At 66.3% G+C, this 17,722-nt stretch carries 20 protein-coding genes; 17 read left to right on the top strand and 3 right to left on the bottom strand.

Annotated features, from left to right (window positions below; translation table 11 throughout):
- A partial coding sequence (locus VN378_RS08085; protein ID WP_325742689.1) for a sensor histidine kinase occupies window positions 1-688 on the top strand: 688 nt, incomplete at its 5' end.
- A 53-nt stretch (window positions 689-741) separates the two neighbouring features.
- Here VN378_RS08085 and VN378_RS08080 read toward each other — a convergent pair.
- Window positions 742-1,443: a cytochrome b/b6 domain-containing protein gene (locus VN378_RS08080; protein WP_325742687.1), complete on the bottom strand. Its 702-nt coding sequence runs from the start codon at window positions 1,441-1,443 to the stop codon at window positions 742-744.
- 323 nt (window positions 1,444-1,766) lie between these two features.
- Between VN378_RS08080 and VN378_RS08075 the strand changes: the two genes are divergently transcribed.
- The 16 genes from VN378_RS08075 (at window position 1,767) to VN378_RS08000 (ending at window position 14,945) form a co-directional block, all read left to right on the top strand.
- Window positions 1,767-2,483, top strand: coding sequence for a TorF family putative porin (locus VN378_RS08075; protein WP_325742685.1), 717 nt, complete (start codon window positions 1,767-1,769; stop codon window positions 2,481-2,483).
- Between the two features lie 30 nt (window positions 2,484-2,513).
- Window positions 2,514-4,814, top strand: a complete 2,301-nt coding sequence (locus VN378_RS08070) for a methyl-accepting chemotaxis protein (RefSeq protein ID WP_325742683.1) — start codon at window positions 2,514-2,516, stop codon at window positions 4,812-4,814.
- On the top strand, window positions 4,814-5,107 hold the full coding sequence (locus VN378_RS08065) for an STAS domain-containing protein (protein WP_325742681.1): 294 nt from the start codon (window positions 4,814-4,816) through the stop codon (window positions 5,105-5,107). The genes VN378_RS08070 and VN378_RS08065 overlap by 1 nt, the downstream gene beginning before the upstream one ends.
- A 2-nt stretch (window positions 5,108-5,109) precedes the next feature.
- Window positions 5,110-5,469: a response regulator gene (locus VN378_RS08060; protein WP_414642227.1), complete on the top strand. Its 360-nt coding sequence runs from the start codon at window positions 5,110-5,112 to the stop codon at window positions 5,467-5,469.
- Window positions 5,470-5,479: 10 nt separating this feature from the next.
- On the top strand, window positions 5,480-7,603 hold the full coding sequence (locus VN378_RS08055) for a chemotaxis protein CheA (protein ID WP_325742678.1): 2,124 nt from the start codon (window positions 5,480-5,482) through the stop codon (window positions 7,601-7,603).
- A gap of 3 nt (window positions 7,604-7,606) precedes the next feature.
- Window positions 7,607-8,080 (top strand): chemotaxis protein CheW, encoded by a 474-nt coding sequence (locus VN378_RS08050; RefSeq protein WP_325742676.1) that lies wholly within the window; start codon window positions 7,607-7,609, stop codon window positions 8,078-8,080.
- A complete protein-coding gene (locus VN378_RS08045; protein ID WP_325742674.1) occupies window positions 8,077-8,937 on the top strand; it encodes a protein-glutamate O-methyltransferase in 861 nt (286 codons plus the stop codon). The genes VN378_RS08050 and VN378_RS08045 overlap by 4 nt, the downstream gene beginning before the upstream one ends.
- On the top strand, window positions 8,934-9,962 hold the full coding sequence (locus VN378_RS08040) for a chemotaxis response regulator protein-glutamate methylesterase (protein ID WP_325742672.1): 1,029 nt from the start codon (window positions 8,934-8,936) through the stop codon (window positions 9,960-9,962). Before VN378_RS08045 ends, VN378_RS08040 begins: the two co-directional genes overlap by 4 nt.
- Window positions 9,963-10,352, top strand: a complete 390-nt coding sequence (locus tag VN378_RS08035) for a response regulator (RefSeq protein ID WP_325742670.1) — start codon at window positions 9,963-9,965, stop codon at window positions 10,350-10,352.
- Window positions 10,352-10,903: a chemotaxis protein CheD gene (locus VN378_RS08030; protein WP_325742668.1), complete on the top strand. Its 552-nt coding sequence runs from the start codon at window positions 10,352-10,354 to the stop codon at window positions 10,901-10,903. The genes VN378_RS08035 and VN378_RS08030 overlap by 1 nt, the downstream gene beginning before the upstream one ends.
- Before the next feature lie 9 nt (window positions 10,904-10,912).
- Entirely contained in the window at window positions 10,913-11,269 is a 357-nt protein-coding gene (locus tag VN378_RS08025) for a hypothetical protein (protein ID WP_325742666.1), read from the top strand.
- A complete protein-coding gene (locus VN378_RS08020; RefSeq protein ID WP_325742664.1) occupies window positions 11,266-11,877 on the top strand; it encodes a response regulator in 612 nt (203 codons plus the stop codon). Before VN378_RS08025 ends, VN378_RS08020 begins: the two co-directional genes overlap by 4 nt.
- Window positions 11,874-12,368 (top strand): hypothetical protein, encoded by a 495-nt coding sequence (locus VN378_RS08015; protein ID WP_325742662.1) that lies wholly within the window; start codon window positions 11,874-11,876, stop codon window positions 12,366-12,368. Before VN378_RS08020 ends, VN378_RS08015 begins: the two co-directional genes overlap by 4 nt.
- Window positions 12,369-12,468: 100 nt before the next feature.
- Window positions 12,469-13,083 (top strand): response regulator transcription factor, encoded by a 615-nt coding sequence (locus VN378_RS08010; protein WP_325742660.1) that lies wholly within the window; start codon window positions 12,469-12,471, stop codon window positions 13,081-13,083.
- 151 nt (window positions 13,084-13,234) lie between these two features.
- Window positions 13,235-14,326 (top strand): sensor histidine kinase, encoded by a 1,092-nt coding sequence (locus VN378_RS08005; RefSeq protein WP_325742658.1) that lies wholly within the window; start codon window positions 13,235-13,237, stop codon window positions 14,324-14,326.
- Window positions 14,319-14,945, top strand: coding sequence for a response regulator transcription factor (locus VN378_RS08000; RefSeq protein WP_325742656.1), 627 nt, complete (start codon window positions 14,319-14,321; stop codon window positions 14,943-14,945). Before VN378_RS08005 ends, VN378_RS08000 begins: the two co-directional genes overlap by 8 nt.
- Window positions 14,946-15,011: 66 nt before the next feature.
- On the opposite strand, the gene VN378_RS07995 is transcribed toward VN378_RS08000, so the two are convergent.
- Both VN378_RS07995 and VN378_RS07990 read right to left on the bottom strand, forming a co-directional pair.
- On the bottom strand, window positions 15,012-16,607 hold the full coding sequence (locus VN378_RS07995) for an EAL domain-containing protein (protein WP_325742654.1): 1,596 nt from the start codon (window positions 16,605-16,607) through the stop codon (window positions 15,012-15,014).
- Between the two features lie 216 nt (window positions 16,608-16,823).
- Complete coding sequence (locus tag VN378_RS07990; protein ID WP_325742652.1) at window positions 16,824-17,642, bottom strand: hypothetical protein; 819 nt, start codon at window positions 17,640-17,642, stop codon at window positions 16,824-16,826.
- Between the last annotated feature and the right edge of the window lie 80 nt (window positions 17,643-17,722).

Here is a 17,722-nt window from a genome sequence, read left to right as displayed (position 1 = left end):
TTTCGCGGACGCGGTGAACGGCCTGCTGGCGCGGCTTGACGAGGCGGCGAGCCGCCAGGAGGCCTTCGCCGCCGATGTCGCCCATGAGTTGAGAACGCCCCTCGCCGTGCTGGCGCTGGAGCTGGACAGGCTGGACACCGCGGATGGGCGGCGGCTGAAGCGGGACGTCGCCGCCATGTCCCGCCTCGTCGATCAGCTTCTGGTGCTGGCGCAACTGGACGCCCAGTCGGCCGCGCCGGCGGCGACGACCGAGGTGGACCTGGCGGAGATCGCGACGGACATCGTCTCCCAATACGCCGCCCTCGCCGTCGGTGAGAACAAGGCCCTGGCTCTGGAGATCGAGCGCGCCGCGGTCGTCGAAGGCCGGCGGGAAGCCATCGCGGCCGCGCTGCGCAATCTGGTGGAAAACGGGCTTCGCGTGACGCCGTCCGGAGGCGCGGTCACGGTCACGGCCGGCCCGGGAGCAAGGCTTTCGGTGATCGACGGCGGCCCCGGTCTCGCGCCGGAGCGACTGGCCGAACTCAGTCAGCGGTATCGCCGGGGCGATCACGCCAGTGGAAGCGGAGCCGGGCTGGGGCTGGCCATCGTCTCGCGCATCATGGCGGCCCATGGGGGACGCATCGAGACCCGCGAGGACCAGTCCGAACTCATCCTCAGCTTTCCTTCGCCCGCCCCGGATCGGCCCTGAGCCGGCCACGCCCTGACGTCGTCGTTCAGGCGTCGACGACGTCAGGGCCGCGCTCAGTCCTCGTCGGCCTCATGCTCTTCCCCTGCTTCCCCGGATTCTCCGGCCTCGGCGCGCGCGCCGGGTGTGAAGGCGGCGGGGTCGATCCGGGTCGCGGCCCAGGCGGAACCGGCCACGACCAGCGCCGCCAGCGGCACGGCGAGGCGAACCGGCGGCGCGGCGTCCCGGGCGTCGGGGAAATGGGTCGTCTTCTTCCGGCCGGTGATCATCGCGCCGATGAGATTGTCTCTCGACAGGAACGACATCGCGACGACCGCGGCGACGTGCAGGCCGATCATCGCCAGCAGGGTCCAGGCGATGACCTCGTGCGAATCCTCGCCGCCCGTGACGCCGGTGAAGACCGTCGCGGCCGTCAACGCGAGGAGCCCCAGCACCGCGATCCCGCCCAGCGGATTATGGCCCAGCGACGCGTGGACCCTGCCCGCGAAGAGGCCCCGGACGTGCCCCGCCATCCTCGACGGGCGGATCAGGTTCGCGAAGCGGGCGTGCTCCCCCCCGACAAACCCCCAGACCAGCCTGAAGGCGATCAGGACCGCGGCGGCCCAGCCCGCGGGAATATGCCAGGCCGAAAGGGCGCTCTCCTCCTCAGATGAGAGGAACGCCAGGGCGACCGATACGACGAGCAGCCAGTGGAACAGGCGCACGCCCAGGTCCCAGGTTTTGACGGTTCTGATCGAAGGTGCGGGGGCAGCTGACATTGGGGATCTCCGTTCGAGCGGAAATCTGTGCGTTGAAGCTGACGGCGGCCTGACGTCGGAGATTCGAAGCTTGGCCGACAGCGGACCTCTCGAACCGCTACTTCGGTCAAAATGCGACCGGGCGCTCTCGAAGCGATGAACTAGTAAAATCACCTATAAAAAATCGGGAATGCGACCGCTCAGATGCCTATGTATAGGTATTCACGCATATAGTTATGGCAGTGGAGATACACTTCTTATTGATTGTTCGTGACTAAACCTGTCCTCACGTCGATTGCATAGAAATCATATCTTAAGCATCGACGGCGGGATTCAGGGGCATCATGGACATTTATACTAAAAAGTGCCGCACCCCGGCGCAGGTAGGGGGGGCTATACTTACGGCGACCTTCGTCGGCTGCCTTGCCATGGCCGCACCCGCATCCGCGGACCCGATCTCGGGGCAGGTGGGCGTCGCCAGCGAGTACACCGGGAAGGGCCTGGGCAAGAGCGACGAGGATCCGGCGTTCTTCGGCTCGATGCGCTGGGAGACGAACGGCTTCTACGCCAGCGGCTTCTTCTCGCAGGCCACCTCTTCCAAGGGAGCGGACGCCGAGGTCATCGCCGCGGTCGGCTATCAACGCGACATCGGCGACTGGGGTGTCGACGTCCAGGCGATGCACCGTCAGATGGCCCACGAGACCAACGGGGTCGACAGCGCCTATGTCGAGGTTCAGGCGGACGTTTCGCGCGACCTGACCGATCAGCTCGGCGCACGTATCCGCGTCAACTATTCCCCGGACACCTACGGGGCCGGTGACGCGGCCTGGTGGTCGGAAGCCCAGGCGACGGTCAAGCTTACACCCCGGGACAAGTTGAGCGCGGCCTACGGCCTGCGCCGCATCGAAAGCGGCGTGGACTACGACGCATGGAATGTCGGGGTGAAGCACAAGTTCTCCCCTGCCATTTCGGGTGATCTGCGCTGGTACGACACCGACGGGCATGACCTGGGCAGCCGCTACGAAAGCCGCCTCGTCGCCTCCCTCTCCTACAGCTTCTAAGCCTCACGGCGCGCAATCAAGGATCGCACCATGCAGTTCTCCAATTGGAAAATCGGACACAAGCTCGCCACGGCCTTCGGGTTCATGGCCTTGATCACCGCGATCGTGGGCGGGGTCGCAGTCAGCGAGCTTCGCTCGATCGACGCCGGGCGAACCGAACTTGCCGCGCAGACAGATTCTCTTGGCCGCCTGCGCAGCGCCAAGCTCTACATGGCGCGCCAGGAAAACAGCTTCCGCGGCTTCGTCATCAGTGGCGATCCCTATTATCTTGAGCGGCTCGCCAGCCACAATGAGAACTATCTGAAAGATCTGGCGGCAGCCCGTGAGTCCTATGCGGGCGACACCGTCGGCCTTGCCCGGATCGAGGCCGCCGAGAAGGCGACCGCGGCCTGGTACGGATTGGTCGAGAACGCCGGCAAGGCCGTCGTCGCCGGCGGCGACATCACGGCTGCGGCCGCCCTCGTGGGCAGGGACGGCGTCGCCGACGCGGCTATCGGGCCGGCCGAGGATGCTCTCGACACCCTGGTCGACACCGCGGTGGCCGCCCGGACCGTCACGAGCAAGAACCTCGAGGCATCGGTGAAGAGCGCGAGCATCTATCTGGTAGTCGGCGCCGTTCTCGCCGCACTGTCGGCGGGTCTTCTCGGCTGGTTGATCACGCGCGCCATCGCCGGTCCGCTGGTGTCATTGACGAAGGTGATGAAGGACCTCGCCGCCGGCATCCTGACGGTTGAGGTCGGCGGACTGGAGCGGCGCGACGAGATCGGCGCCATGAGCCAATCGGTCCAGATTTTCAAGGAGCAGGCCATCGCTCTGGAGGCTTCGGCCATCGCGGTCAACGACGCCCGGGCCATGTTGGCCGGCGCCAATCGCGCCATGGGCATCATCGAGTTCGATCTCGGCGGCAATGTACTGACCGCCAACGAGAATTTCCTGCGGGTGCTCGGCTATTCCTTGTCCGACATTCAGGGGCGACACCACCAGATGTTCGTCGACCGCGACTACGCGTCCTCGCCCCAGTACGCCGAGTTCTGGCGTCGCCTGAACGCCGGGGAAGTGATCGCCGAAAAGTTCACCCGCTACGGTCGGGGCGGCGCCAAGGCGGTCATCGAGGCCAGCTACAATCCGATCTTGGGCGCTGACGGCAAGCCCTACAAGATCGTCAAGTTCGCGACCGACGTCACGGCCGCCGAGCTGGAGCGGGAACAGCGGGCTGAAGCGGACGCGGCGGCTGCTCGTGAGCAGAGCGAGGTCGTCAATGAAACCGCGTCGGGCCTGAGCGCTCTGGCCGCCGGCGACCTCGCCCACCGGATCACCATGACCTTCCCGGGCGAATACGCACGGCTGCAGACCGACTTCAACGCGGCCATGAACAAGCTGGAAGAAGCGATGGGCGTGATCGGCGCCAATGCTTCGGCCATGCAGTCCGGCGCCGGCGAGATCAGCCAGGCGGCGGACGACCTGTCGCGCCGCACCGAACAACAGGCGGCGACGCTGGAGGAAACGGCGGCGGCGCTGGACGAGATCACCGCCACTGTGAAGCGGACGGCCGAGGGCGCCGAACGGGCCGGCACGGTCGTGACCGGGGCCAAGGCCGCGGCGGAAGACAGCGGCATCGTCGTCGGCCGCGCCGTGGCCGCGATGGGCGAGATCGAGCGCTCGTCCGACCAGATCAGCCAGATCATCGGCGTGATCGACGAGATCGCCTTCCAGACCAACCTGCTGGCCCTGAACGCCGGCGTTGAAGCGGCGCGGGCCGGCGACGCAGGCCGGGGCTTCGCGGTCGTGGCGTCCGAGGTGCGGGCCCTTGCCCAACGCTCGGCCGAGGCGGCCAAGGAGATCAAGGGACTGATCGCGGCCAGCAGCAGCCATGTGAAGGATGGCGTCGGCCTCGTCGGCGAAACGGGGCAAGCCCTGACCGCCATCGTCGAACGGGTCTCGGAGATCAACGGTCTGATGGCCGAGATCACGGCTTCCGCCCAGGAGCAGGCCACGGCGCTGAGCCAGGTGAACACGGCCGTCAACCAGATGGACCAGACCACCCAGCAGAACGCAGCCATGGTCGAACAGTCGACTGCGGCCAGCCACAACCTGTCCCAGGAAGCCGAGGAACTGGCCGCCCTGGTCGGCAAGTTCCACGTGTCGGAAGACGGCCGCGGTGCATCCCGGGCAGGCAAGTCCAAATCCAACGTGGTCCGTCAGGCGCAATCCCGGATCGCTGACTTCGCACGCCAGTCCGGCGCGACGCCGGCCGCAGCCCCGATCCGCCGGGTCGCGGGCGGCGGCGCGGCGCTGGCCCAGAGCGCCGAGCCGCAGTGGGAGCAGTTCTGATGAGCTCCCATCTGCCGCCCGTCTTCGTGCTTCCAGCCCGGATGGACGCCTCCACCCTCCCCGGGACGCACAGCGACCTGGCGAGCCGGCGCGGCGCGGACCTCGACCTGGAAGCCTCCCAGGTCGACCGGTTCGGGGCCCAGGCCCTGCAGCTGGTGTTGTCGGCCTTCGCCTCCTGGCGCGAGGACGGCTTCCGCCTGCGAATTCTGGACCCGAGCGAGGCTGTCAGGACCGCATTTGACCAACTCGGCTGTGCGTCCGTCCTCGACCGCCAAGAGGAGACTGCAGCGTGAGCATGATGATTTTGACGGTCGATGACTCGCGCACCATGCGGGACATGCTGAGACTGGCCCTGGCAGGCGACGAGTTCGAGGTCGTTCAGGCCGTCGACGGGGTGGACGGGCTGGACGTGCTGGGGCGAAGCGACCCGGACGTCATCATCACCGACATCAACATGCCCAACCTCGACGGCTTCGGCTTCATCGAGGGGGTCCGCCGGACCGAGCGCCACAGGTCGACCCCGATCCTGGTCCTGACCACCGAAAGCGACGGAACCAAGAAGCAGCGCGCGCGGGATTCCGGGGCGACCGGCTGGATCGTGAAGCCGTTCGATCCGGTGAAGCTGATCGACGCGATCCGCCGCGTCGCGAACTGAGGATCAGATCATGGATCCGATGGAAGCCATCAAGGTCACCTTTTTCCAGGAATGCGACGAGCTGCTCGGCGACCTTGAAGGGGGACTGCTGACGCTCGAAACGGGCGGCGGCGACGACGAGACCGTGAACGCCGTTTTCCGCGCCGTTCATTCGGTCAAGGGCGGCGCTGGCGCGTTCGGGCTCGAGCCTCTCGTGCGGTTCGCCCATGTCTTCGAAACAACGCTGGACGCGGTTCGCAGTGGATCCGTGGCGGCCGAGCCGGAGGTCATCAAGGTGCTGTTGCGGGCCGCCGATCATCTGGCGGATCACGTCAACGCCGCCAAGGCCGGCGGCGCGCCGTTGGGAGGCGGCGAGGGGCTGATCGTCGCCGAATTGGAGGCGTTGATGACCGAAACGCACGCCGCGCAGGCGGCCTCGCCCGCGCCGGCCGAGGACGATTTCGGTTTCAGCCCGATGATGATCTCTCTCGATCCGGAGCCGACGGAACAGGAGCCGGACTGGCAGGTCTGCTTCACGCCCAAGGACGTGATGTACCGCAACGCCAACGACGCGATTCCGCTGATCCGCGAGCTTTCCCGCCTGGGCGAATTTTCCGTCGTGTGCGACCTCAGCGCCCTGCCGCCCCTGGACAGCCTCGACCCGCTGGGCGCCTATCTGACCTGGAGGGGCGTCCTGACGGCCCCCGGCGTCACCCGGGAAAGGATCGTCGACGTCTTCGAGTTCGTGGACGGAGACTGCGTCTTCAGTGTCGAGCCGATTGAACCCCTCGCGCCCGTCGCGGCCGATCAACCCGCAGAGCCCCTGCCTGCGGTCGAGGTTCTCCCGCCACTGGATCCGATGGTCGCGCCGTTTGAGCAGAAGCCCGCGGAAGACCGGATCCCGGCCGGAGACACGACCCCCGCGAACGACACACGGGGCGCCGAAGCTCCCGCGCAGGCGACGATCCGCGTCGATCTCGACCGGGTCGACCGGCTGATCGACCTTGTGGGCGAACTGGTCATCAACCAGGCCATGCTGGCCCAGCGCGTCATGGAATCGGGCGTTGCGCGGTCCTCGAATATCGCGCTCGGCCTCGACGATCTCGAACAGCTGACGCGGGAGATCCAGGACAGCGTCATGGCCATCCGCGCCCAGCCGGTGAAATCGGTCTTCCAGCGGATGCCGCGCCTGGCGCGGGAAGTCGCCGCCATGACGGGGAAGCGCGTCAGGCTGGTCACCGAGGGCGAAGGCACCGAAGTCGACAAGACCGTGATCGAGCGTCTGGCCGAACCGCTGACCCATATGCTGCGCAACGCCATCGACCACGGCCTGGAAACGCCGGAGGAACGACGAGCGGCGGGCAAGCCCGAAGAGGGGGTCATCAAGCTGGCCGCCCTGCACCGCTCGGGCCGGATCGTCATCGAGATTTCGGACGACGGCCGCGGCATCAACCGTGAGCGTGTTCGCGATATCGCCGTCAAGCGCGGCCTGATCGAACCCGAAACGGTCCTGACCGATGAAGAGGTCGACAACCTGATCTTTGCGCCCGGCTTTTCGACGGCCGAAACCATTTCCGACGTCTCGGGCCGGGGCGTCGGCATGGACGTGGTGAAGCGGTCGATCCAGGCCCTCGGCGGCCGCATCACCATCGTATCCCGGCCGGGGCTGGGATCGACCTTCACCATGAGCCTGCCGCTGACACTGGCCGTCCTGGACGGCATGGTGGTCACGGTGGGCGAGCAGACGCTGGTGGTTCCGATCACGGCGATCGTGGAATCCCTCCAGCCCAAGCCGGGGGATGTTCAAGCCCTGGGACCCGAAGGCAGCGTGTTGTCGGTCCGGGGCGCCTATGTCCCCCTGATCGATGTCGCGGAGGCCATGAGCTGGCCCGGGACACACGAAGGTCCCGGCGTCACCCTGCTGGTCGAGAGCGGCATGGGCGGGCTGGCCGCCCTTCGGGTCGACGCCATCCAGGGCCAGCGCCAGGTCGTCATCAAGAGCCTGGAGCTGAACTACCAGCAGGTCGACGGCATCGCGGCGGCGACCATTCTGGGCGACGGCCGGGTGGCTCTGATCCTCGATGTCGACGCCCTGATCACGCTTCGCAAGCGCACCGCGCCGATCTCCTCCATTCCCCTTGCCATAGCGAGCTGACCGATGTCCGCGACCCTCAACACCTCCGTCGCCACCCCCCGTCGGGAACTCGTCGCCTTCCGCATGGGCGCCCAGGAATACTGCGTCGACATTCGCTCGGTCCTGGAAATCCGGGGCTGGGCGCCGGCGACGCCGCTGCCGCAGTCGCCGCCTTTCGTCCGGGGCGTCATCAACCTCCGCGGCACTGTCCTGCCGATCATCGACCTCGGCGCCCGCCTCGGCCTGCCCGTCAGCGCCCCGTCCGCCCGCCATGTCATCATCGTCGCCAGGATCGATCGCAAGACCGTCGGCCTGCTGGTCGAGGCCGTTTCCGACATCCTGACGGTGGGCGAGGAGCTGATCCAGCCGACGCCGGACATCGCCTGCGAGGTCGTCCGCGCCTTCGTCAAAGGCATCATCGCCGTCGACGGCGAGATGATCAGCCTGATCTCTCTCGACGGGCTGCTGCCCGACGAAATCGCGCAGGAGGCGGCGTGACCGCGCTGGCGGCCAGCGCGTCGGATGCGGGCTCCCATGACGGCGAGTTTCCGTTCACCGCGGCGGACTTCCGCGCGATCGCGGACCTGCTGTACGCCGCGTCAGGCATCCATCTGGCCGACGCCAAGGCGACGCTGGTCTATTCCCGCATCGCCAAGAGGGTTCGCAAGCTCGGCCTCGACAGCTTCCGCGACTATTGCAGTCTGCTGAAGTCCGATCCGGATCATCCCGAACACGCCGCCATGCTGAGTGCGCTGACCACCAACGTCACGCGCTTCTTCCGCGAGCCTCACCATTTCCAGCACATGGCGAGCGATCTGCTGCCGCCCCTGATCGAGAAGGCGAAGGCGGGCGGTCGCGTGCGCCTGTGGTCGGCGGGTTGCTCGGCGGGCCATGAGCCCTATTCGATGGCCATGACGGTCCTCGAGGCCTTTCCGGACGCGGGGCGCCATGATTTCCGCATCCTGGCCACGGACATCGATCCGCTCGTGGTCGAGCACGCTCGCCGCGGAATCTACAACGCCGGCGACGTCGAACCCATCGCCGCGGCGTTGCGCGCCAGGTTCCTGACCGCCTCGGGCGGATCCTGGAAGGTCACGCCGGCCGTGAGCGAAATCATCAGCTTCGGATCGCTCAACCTCATGGAAGAGTGGCCGATGCGCGGCAAGTTCGACGCCATCTTCTGTCGGAACGTCGCCATCTATTTCGACGAGCCGACCCAGACCCGGCTGTTCACCCGCTTCGCCCAGAGACTGACCGCCGATGGCCGCCTTTACATCGGCCATTCCGAGCGATCGCTCATTCCCGAGCTCGTCTCCGCGGGTCTGACCATCTATCGCCTCAAGGGTTCATCATGAGCGCGGCGATCAGAGTCCTCGTCGTCGATGACTCGTCGACGATGCGCGCCCTCATCATCGACGCCCTGCGCGTCGATCCCGACTTGCACGTGGTTGGCCAGGCCGCGGACCCCATCGAAGCGCGCAGCGCGATCAAGGCGCTGAATCCTGACGTCGTGACGCTCGACATCGAGATGCCGAACATGAACGGCCTGGAGTTTCTGGAGCGGCTGATGCGGCTGCGGCCCATCCCCGTGGTGATGGTTTCGACCCTGACCCAGAGGGGCGCCGACATCTCGGTCGCCGCGCTTGAGCTCGGGGCGGTCGACTGCATCGGCAAGCCCGGGGGCGGCGGCGAAGGCTTCCGCGACCTGGCCGCCAAGGTCAGGGTGGCGGCGATGGCCCGGCTTCAACCCGCGGCCGCGCCGGGTCGGTCCTCCGAGATCGGGTCTGACTACAAGCCCTCCGGCGCCGTGGTGGCCATCGGCGCCTCGACAGGCGGGGTGGAGGCTCTGATCAAGGTCATCACGGCCTTTCCAGGGAACTGCCCGCCCACCGTCATCACCCAGCACATGCCGTTGACCTTCACCGCCAGCCTCGCGTCCCGGCTGGACCGGCTGAGCGCGCCTGCGGTGAGCGTCGCGGAAGAAGGGGCCGAACTCACCGTAGGCCAGGTTTATCTGGCTCCCGGTGACCGGCACCTGCGCATCGCCGGCGGGCGGACGCTCAGATGCACCCTCGGCGACGATGGCCCGATCAGCGGTCACAAGCCGTCGGTCGACGCCCTCTTCGGCTCCGTCGCTGCTTCAGCAGGGGCCCGCGCGGTCGGAGTGATCCTGACCGGTATGGGCAAGGACGGCGCCGCCGGCCTGCTTGCGATGCGCCAGGCCGGCGCCGCGACCATCGGTCAGGATCAGGACACGTCGGTGGTCTTCGGCATGCCTCGCGCCGCCTTTGAAATCGGCGGGGTCGGCCGTCAGCTCGCGCTGCCGCGGATCGCCGCCGCGGCCCTTTCCGCCGCCTCAATCTCTCCCGGAGCTCGCTAGATGCCAGCCGCATCATCCCTTCGCGTCCTGGTCGTCGACGATCAGCAGACGATCCGCTCACTCGTCAGGATCGGTCTCAAGGAAATCGGCATTACGGACGTCGAGGACGCCGTGGACGGAGAGGCCGGCCTGCGCGCGCTTCTCCTCCACCGCAGCAATCTCGTGATCTCCGACTACAACATGCCCAAGCTCGACGGCCTGAACTTCCTCCGGGCGGTCAGGGCGACCCCCGCACTCAAGAATACGGGCTTCATCATGCTGACCGGTCGCGCCGACAGCGACCTGGTCCAGCGCGCCCAGCAGTTCGGCGTGAACAACTATCTGGTCAAACCCTTCACCGTGGCGATGCTTCGGCAGAAGATCGAAGCGGTCTACGGGGCCCTGACCTGATGGGCGACGCCCTGCAGCAGATTTCCGAGCGGCGGGTCCACGTGGGGCAGGGGTCCCATCATGTCACCGGAGATCGGTCTGTGGTGTTCTCGACCATCCTCGGCTCGTGCGTCGCGGCCTGTATCCGTGACCCGCTCGTCGGCGTCGGGGGCATGAACCATTTCCTGTTGCCGGAGGCGCCGGGGGGCGGCGCCGGCGATCGGCGCTACGGCGCCCAGGCGATGGAACTGCTGATCAATGGTCTGTTGGCGCTCGGCGCCCGCCGGGACCGGCTGGAGGCCAAGGTGTTCGGCGGCGCGCGAATGACGGCCGGCTTCAATGACATCGGCGGCAAGAACGCCGAGTTCGTCCGCCGTTTCCTGCACGAGGACGGCATTCCCATCGTCAGCGAGAGTCTGGGCGGCATGCTCGCTCGGCGGATCCATTACACCCCCTCGACCGGCGCGGCTGCACAACATCTGGTTCAGGACGCCGCAGTCATCGCGCGCGAGCGGGTCGTCATGGTGCGAGCCCCGGCCCGCGATAGCGGCGCCGTCGAACTGTTTGACTGAGGCTGAGAGATGACCACGGACACCACTCTTGAAAACCTGTTCCTCGGCCTGTCGGACGAACTGGCGTGCTGGGCGCTTGCGGGCGAGGGCCTGCAGCATCTCGCCGGCCAGATTCTGGAATGCCATCCCCGGCCCAACGAAGCGCTGATCGAGGTTCAGCAACTGGACGCCCTGGTTCAGCACATCGAACAGATGGCTGTTCTGTGCGGGCGGCTTTCAATGGCCGCCGCCGCCAATGGGGGCTCGCTCGATACAGGCCGGGTCCGGGCGGCGGCGGAGGCCTCGACATTGAGCGGACTGTCGCACCGCTTCAAGGGCGGCGTCGCTCTGGAAGCGGCGCTGACGGGGGAGTGCGAGCTGTGGTGACGGAACCAAAGCCGACGCGAGCCGGCCCCCGCATCAATCTTCGGGCGCTCAAGGCTCTGTGCGTCGACAGCAACGCCCAGGGGCTCGACATCCTGAGTCAAACGCTCCTCGGCTTCGGCGTGGACCGGATATTTCGTGCGCCGACCGCCGACGAAGCCAAGGCGATCCTCAAGAAGCATACGATCGATCTCATCCTTTGCGACGCCCAGTTGGGCGACGAGAGCGGAAACGATTTCGTCCGGTGGCTCCGACTCTCCGGAGACGAACCCAACTGCCACGCCCCGGTGTTCGTCGTTACCGGCCACGCCGTCGAGCCCGAGGTGTTGAACGCGCGGGATTGCGGATCGAGTTTCGTCCTCACCAAGCCGTTGTCCCCGGCCGTCCTGATGCAGCGGATCCTCTGGGTCGCGGGCGCCGACCGGGCGTTCATTGAGGCGGAAACCTATACCGGGCCCGACCGGCGCTTCAAGTTCGAGGGGATGCCCGCCGAGGTTCCCGCCGGGCGCCGCAAGGTGGACAGGAGCGGGGTCCTGAGTGAACCGACCGGCGCCAACATGAGCCAGGAAGAACTCGATGGGCTCGTCAAACCTCAGAGGCTTTCGCTTTGAGCGTCGTCATCCGCAAGATTCGCACCGCTCTTCAACGCGAATACCAGAGACCGGGCGGCATCCGGATTGAAGAGGCGATCGATCAGGCCCGGCACAACTTGACCGGTCTGGCGGAGCAGTGCCTCGACCGGATCGACCTGGCGATCGCCGTGCTTACGGAGATGACTGCGGACCCTGGTCGGCGACCGACGCCCGCGGAACTGCGCACCATCCATCAGCTGATCAATGAGATGCTCGGGTGTTGCGCAACGGTCGATATCGAAGGTCTCCCGGATAGCCTCTACGCTGTCGGCCGCCTCGTCGGAGCCCTGATGGCCGCGGATGTCTGGCTGGAGGGATCGCTGACGCCGGCGGTCAGTCTTGTCCGACTCGTTCGCCGAAACGCGGTCCCGCCTGAAGACCTCCGGACCCTGATCGCCGGTATCGACCAGTGCGCGGCCCGGATCAGCGCCCACACGGAGTGCACGCGCGATCCCCGAAATCAGGCGTGACGGGACCTGCGCTACGTAAAAGCGCTTACTTTTCTTGACGTGGAGTAACGAGATAGGTTCGAAACTTCTTCTCGCGACTTGCAGTTCACAGGAGCGAGATTTGCCCCCGACGGTCGTCCTCATCGATGATGACGACTCGGTGTTGGCGTCGCTTGAGGCGGTCTTCGAAACGGCCGGCTACGCCGTCCATGCGTTCACATCGGCCGAGGACTTCCTTGCGACCAGGGAATCACTCGCCGTCTGCTGCGTGGTGACGGATCTGCGCATGCCCACAATGGATGGCCTGACCCTGGTCCGCCAGCTTGCGGCCTCCACACCCGCCTGGCCGACGGTCGTTATCAGCGGGCACGCCGATGTGTCTGACGCCATAGAGCTCATGCATGCCGGGGCGCTGGATTTCCTCGTGAAGCCATTCCACCCGCGGAAGCTCGTCGCGGCGGTGGAATCGGCATCCGGCCGGCTGGCCCCGCCGGCCGAAATCCCCCTGAGCGAAGTCGAGAGACGATACGCGAGTCTCACGCCCCGGGAGAAGGAGGTCGTTGAACATCTGGTCGCCGGAGCAACCAACCGGGCCTGCGGAGCCATCCTGGGGATCAGCCCCAGAACCGTCGATGTGTTTCGCGGCCGGATCCTTCGCAAGATGGATTCGCGCAACATCGCAGCCCTCTCGACGGCGATCTCCACCTTGCCTCCGACATCGAGGTCCCGGCGCTGAAAATCGCCTGCCGTCTCGCGGACGCACGTAGGCGTTTCCGCTTAGAACGCAATTTCGTCTTAACGTCAGTATGCGTACAATTCCTCAATGGTGCGTTGTGGCGACGGGTGGCAACCCTCATCGGATGCAATGCCGGTGGGAAGAAGACAGAGTGGAAGCGTCGTTTGCCAGAAGCATCCTGGTCGATGCGCCGATGGCGGTTGTGGCTGTCGATCGGACGGGGGCGATCAGAAGCTCCAATACCACGGCTGACGCCTTCTTCGGTCGCTCCCTGACCTGCGAACCGGCGTTGCAAATCGCCCAGTTCATCGATGATCTCGAACTCCCCTGTCTTACCTCTCCCGAGGAGATCGCCGGCTTCAACGCCCGCAGCCGCAGCGCGGGGGACGGCGTTCACCTGCGAGCGCAGGGCGCGTTGGGGGGGCAGGCCTTCGTGGACGTCCGGGTCGCGCCGTTTTCGGTGCGGGACGAAGATTTCCTGACGATGTTCATCAATGACGTAACCCCGATCGTGACGGCCCAGACAGCCGTGCAGGATCTGCAGTTCCAGATTACCTACAACTGGCGCCTCAACTCCCTGGGTGAAATCGCCTCGATGGTGGCCCACGAGCTCAACCAGCCATTGTCGGCGGTGATCAATTTTCTTGATGCCGCCAAGACCCTGGTGGCGCGGGACTCGCCCGACCAAACCAAGATCACCAACTACATCGAGAGAGCCCAGGGGCAGGCGGAACGGGCCGCGGACGTGATCCGCCGCCTGAGATCGCTGATGTCCCATGACACCGGCTTTCAGGCCCCTGAGGTCATGGCGGAGGTGGTGGCGGAGATCATGCCGATTCTCGTTCTCAGCGCCCGGGAGACCGACGCCGAGATCTTGATCGAGGTGTCTCCGGAGGACGTGGTCCGGTGTGATCGTGTCCAGATACAGCAACTGGTTCTCAATCTGGTCCGGAACGCCCTCGATGCTCCCGTCACGGACAGGCGGCGGCGGGTGATGATCTCCGGCCTGTCCACTGAGCGAGGCTATCGCATCCTGGTCGAGGACAATGGTCCTGGCGTCGCGCCCGAGATGACGGACCGCCTGTTCGTGCCGCTGGCGAGCACCAAGGTCGGCGGGATGGGGCTGGGGCTGTCGATCTGCCGCACCATCGTCGAGGCGCACGGCGGCGAAATTCGCACGGAGGCCAGTTCCCTGGGAGGAGCAGGCTTTTCCTGCACGTTGATGGATAGTGAATATGTCTAGGGGGCGGGTCTTCGTCATAGACGACGACACGGCAGTGCTTGCTTCGCTGGAGGCCGTGCTTGATGTCGCAGGCTTCGACGTGACGATTTTCAGGTCGTCACGAGCCTTTCTCGGCGCTCTCGACGAGGTCGGCTTTGGCTGCGTGGTGACTGACGTCCGCATGCCGGACCTTTCCGGTCTCGCCCTCGTCGAACGCCTGACCGCCAGTGGTCGGCGCCATTGGCCGGTCATCGTGATCAGCGGTCACGCCGACGTGCCCATGGCGGTCGCGGCCATGAAGGCGGGGGCCTGCACCGTTCTTGAGAAGCCGATATCTCCCCCGGCCCTCGTAGAGATGATCGACGCGGCGTTCGCGGCCCGTTCGTCCGTGTCCGGGCCGGCTACCGAAGACGCCGATGCCGCTGCAAGACTGGGGTCGCTTTCGCGACGCGAAAGGGAGGTGCTGTCCCACCTGGTCAATGGCGCCAGCAGCAAGGTGGCCGCTCTGGTTCTGGGCATCAGCCCCCGCACGGTGGATGTGTTCCGGGGCAACATCCTGCGCAAGACCCGGGCGCCCAACGTGGCGGCGCTCGCAACTCTCGCCGCCAAGGGCGGCTGGTTCTCCGGCGCCCTGCAATAATCCGAAGATCATTGATCCCGGGAGCGCGGGTCGGCGGGCGTCAGGGCTGCCGGTCCGGAAATTTCTTCATCCCCAACTGCTGACGGCTCCGAGCCGTCGGGGGGCGCCGCGACTTCTGTCGGGCTGGGCGGTCACGGGTTGCGGGGTGGGACGACCAAAGTGCCAGCCCTGGCCATAGTCCACTCCCATGGACCCAACGAGTTCGGCGACCGCTTCGGTCTCGACCATCTCGGCGATCGTGGTCAGGTTCAGAGACGCGCATAGCTCCACAAGATGGGTGACCACGGTGCGGACGCGCTGATCGGCCTCCAGGTCACGGATGAAATTGCCGTCGATCTTTACCGAGTCGACGGAGAGCCCCCGCAGATAGTCAAAGGTCGCCGAACCGGCGCCGAAGTCGTCGATACAAACCTTCACGCCCGACCGTCGCAATGCGCGCAGGCGACGGTCAGCGGCGTCGATGTCGGCCAGAGCGGCGGTTTCTGTCACTTCAATCATGAGGCGACGGCGTTCACCCGGGTCCGCGGCGGTCAGATGCAGCAGTGCGTTCACGTATGCATCGGTCGCCAGGGATGCTCCGGAAACATTCACTGCGACCTTGATCAGGCCGTTTCCGGGCTGACGGATTTTGCGAACGACCTTCTCCAGCGCGGCCAGATCGAATTCCTCGATCAGTCCAAGCTCTTCCGCCATGTGGATCACGTTTGCCGGGGCCGTATCACCGAAGCGCGCCAGCGCCTCGAAGTGGTGGACCACGCCGGTGCGCAGATCGACGATCGGCTGGTAGTGCAGGGCGAACTGACGCGCCTTCACCATGACGCGAAACCGGGATGCGTCGCGCAAGGTGTTCTTCAGCGCTTCCGAGAACGCCTGCTCTGGCCTGTCTAGGCCGCCATCGCGCAGGCACCCCTCAATTGTGAAGCGCAACGCCTTGAGAATACTCACCGGATCGGCGCCGACCGCAATCGGGGCCTCGGTTGCGCGGGATGACAGATCCAGACCCTCTGCGGCCGCGGCCTCCCGGACCTCGGTGGCGAGGTCGCGTCCGTCCGCGCCGTCTTTCAGCAAGGCAAAGCGCTCCGGGGACAAGCGCGTCGCGGATGACCCGTCGATGGATGCGGTCTGCAACGCCGCCTGGACACGGGCCGTCGCGCGCTGACCGCGCTCGCCGGCAACGGAATCGAGGCCGGAAACGTCGACGAAGGCGATCGCCATGGGCCCTCTGGCGGCCGCCTTGTCGAGCGTAGCTCGCGCCCGCTCCAGAAAGCCGTCTCCCGTAAGCAGCGGCGGTGACTGCGGCACGGTCAAGCTGAAGGGGCTGCCTTCAAATGTAATCGCGCAAGAAAGCGCCGGGGCGAGTTCCGGCAGACGGAAGGCGCGTATGCGGGCGCGTCGAACCCGGTCCTCGTCGCATATCAGCAGGACTTCCGCGGTCGGAGATCGGACTCCGACCGCCAGACCTTCCACGGCTGTATCGAAGGCGGCCCGGCTGGCCTTGCCGAAAAACTCCAACAGATGGCGACCCGGCCAGCTTTCGGGAGCCGCACAGTCAGGCGCGGGCGGGGAGCCGATCGCGAGGACAATCCTGCCTTCCTGATCCAGTTCAATCAGGATGTCAGCCGATGCAAAAGCCAGACCCAGCAAACGCGACTTGGTGTTCATTGGCTGAGACTAATGAGACCCGGTGAAGTTTCTCGCACCGAACACGCTTAACTACCCTCAGCTGTATCCGTGCCGATGCTTGTTGAACACTGTCGTAGTCCCTGGCCCGCTTACCGTGCGCGACGACGGCCCGGTGTTTCCGAGGCGTTCGAGGACCGGCTGTTTCAGCGGTTCGCGAGGTCTGACGCCAGGGGTGATGGGCGAACCAGACCGGCTTCACCGGGTAGCGGCGTCGAGGGCGCGCCGGCTGCAATGGTCCATCAGCAGGAAGCTGGAGGCCAGGAATTTGCCCACCCCCTCGACGAGCGGCGGCAGCACCACCACCGGATCACCCTCCATCCGCCCGCGGTGCAGCAGTCCCTGCTCCTGGGCGTCGCGCAACACGCTGATGACGTGGGCGCGGGACACATGGAAACGCCGCGCCAGTTCGGAGACCGACAGGTCCGCCACCTGTTCGCCGCGTTCGCCTGGCCGGCGGGCGGCGAACAGGCTGAACAGGATCACGATCCCTGCCTTGCGCTGCCCGATCAGGCTCAATTCCGTGACGTTGGCGCCGATCAGTCGGAACCCGGCGAGGTAGTGATCGAACAGGTCACTGACCAGCGACCGATCGAAGGCGGGATCGCCCATGGCGGCCAGGGAGCGCCTGGCGGCGGGCCGGAGGTGGGCCAGGGCGGCGAGGACGCAGCGCCAGCGTTCCCACTGGCCGTTCATCAGCCGCTCGGTCGGCGCCAGCCGGCGTTCGCGACGGTCACCCGAAGGGACGGGGGCGAGATAGCCCGTCGCCCGCATCAGTCCGACGATGGCGGCGGCCCGTCCCGCGCTGCAGACGCGGTGGCGTTTGCACAGGGCGATGATGCGCGACAGCGTCAGCCCTTCTCCGCCGGACAGGTTCAGGTAGATGGCGAACCAGCCGATCACGACCCGCCCCTGGTCGTTGATCACCAGGTTCAGGAGGCCGCTGTCGCGGTAAAGGCCAATGACGTTGGCGGCGCAAATCCGGGCGGCTTCGTCAAATCCGGGCTCGGCCCGCATCGTCGAGATGGCCGCGGGAGAGGCTACGAGGAGGCGCGGATCGGCACGTCCGTCGCCTGAACCCGTCCCGTCATCCAACG

It is taken from the genome of Brevundimonas sp., assembly GCF_035561115.1.
In the GTDB taxonomy this organism is placed as follows: Bacteria; Pseudomonadota; Alphaproteobacteria; order Caulobacterales; family Caulobacteraceae; genus Brevundimonas.
This window is presented reverse-complemented; position numbering and strand designations above follow the sequence as displayed.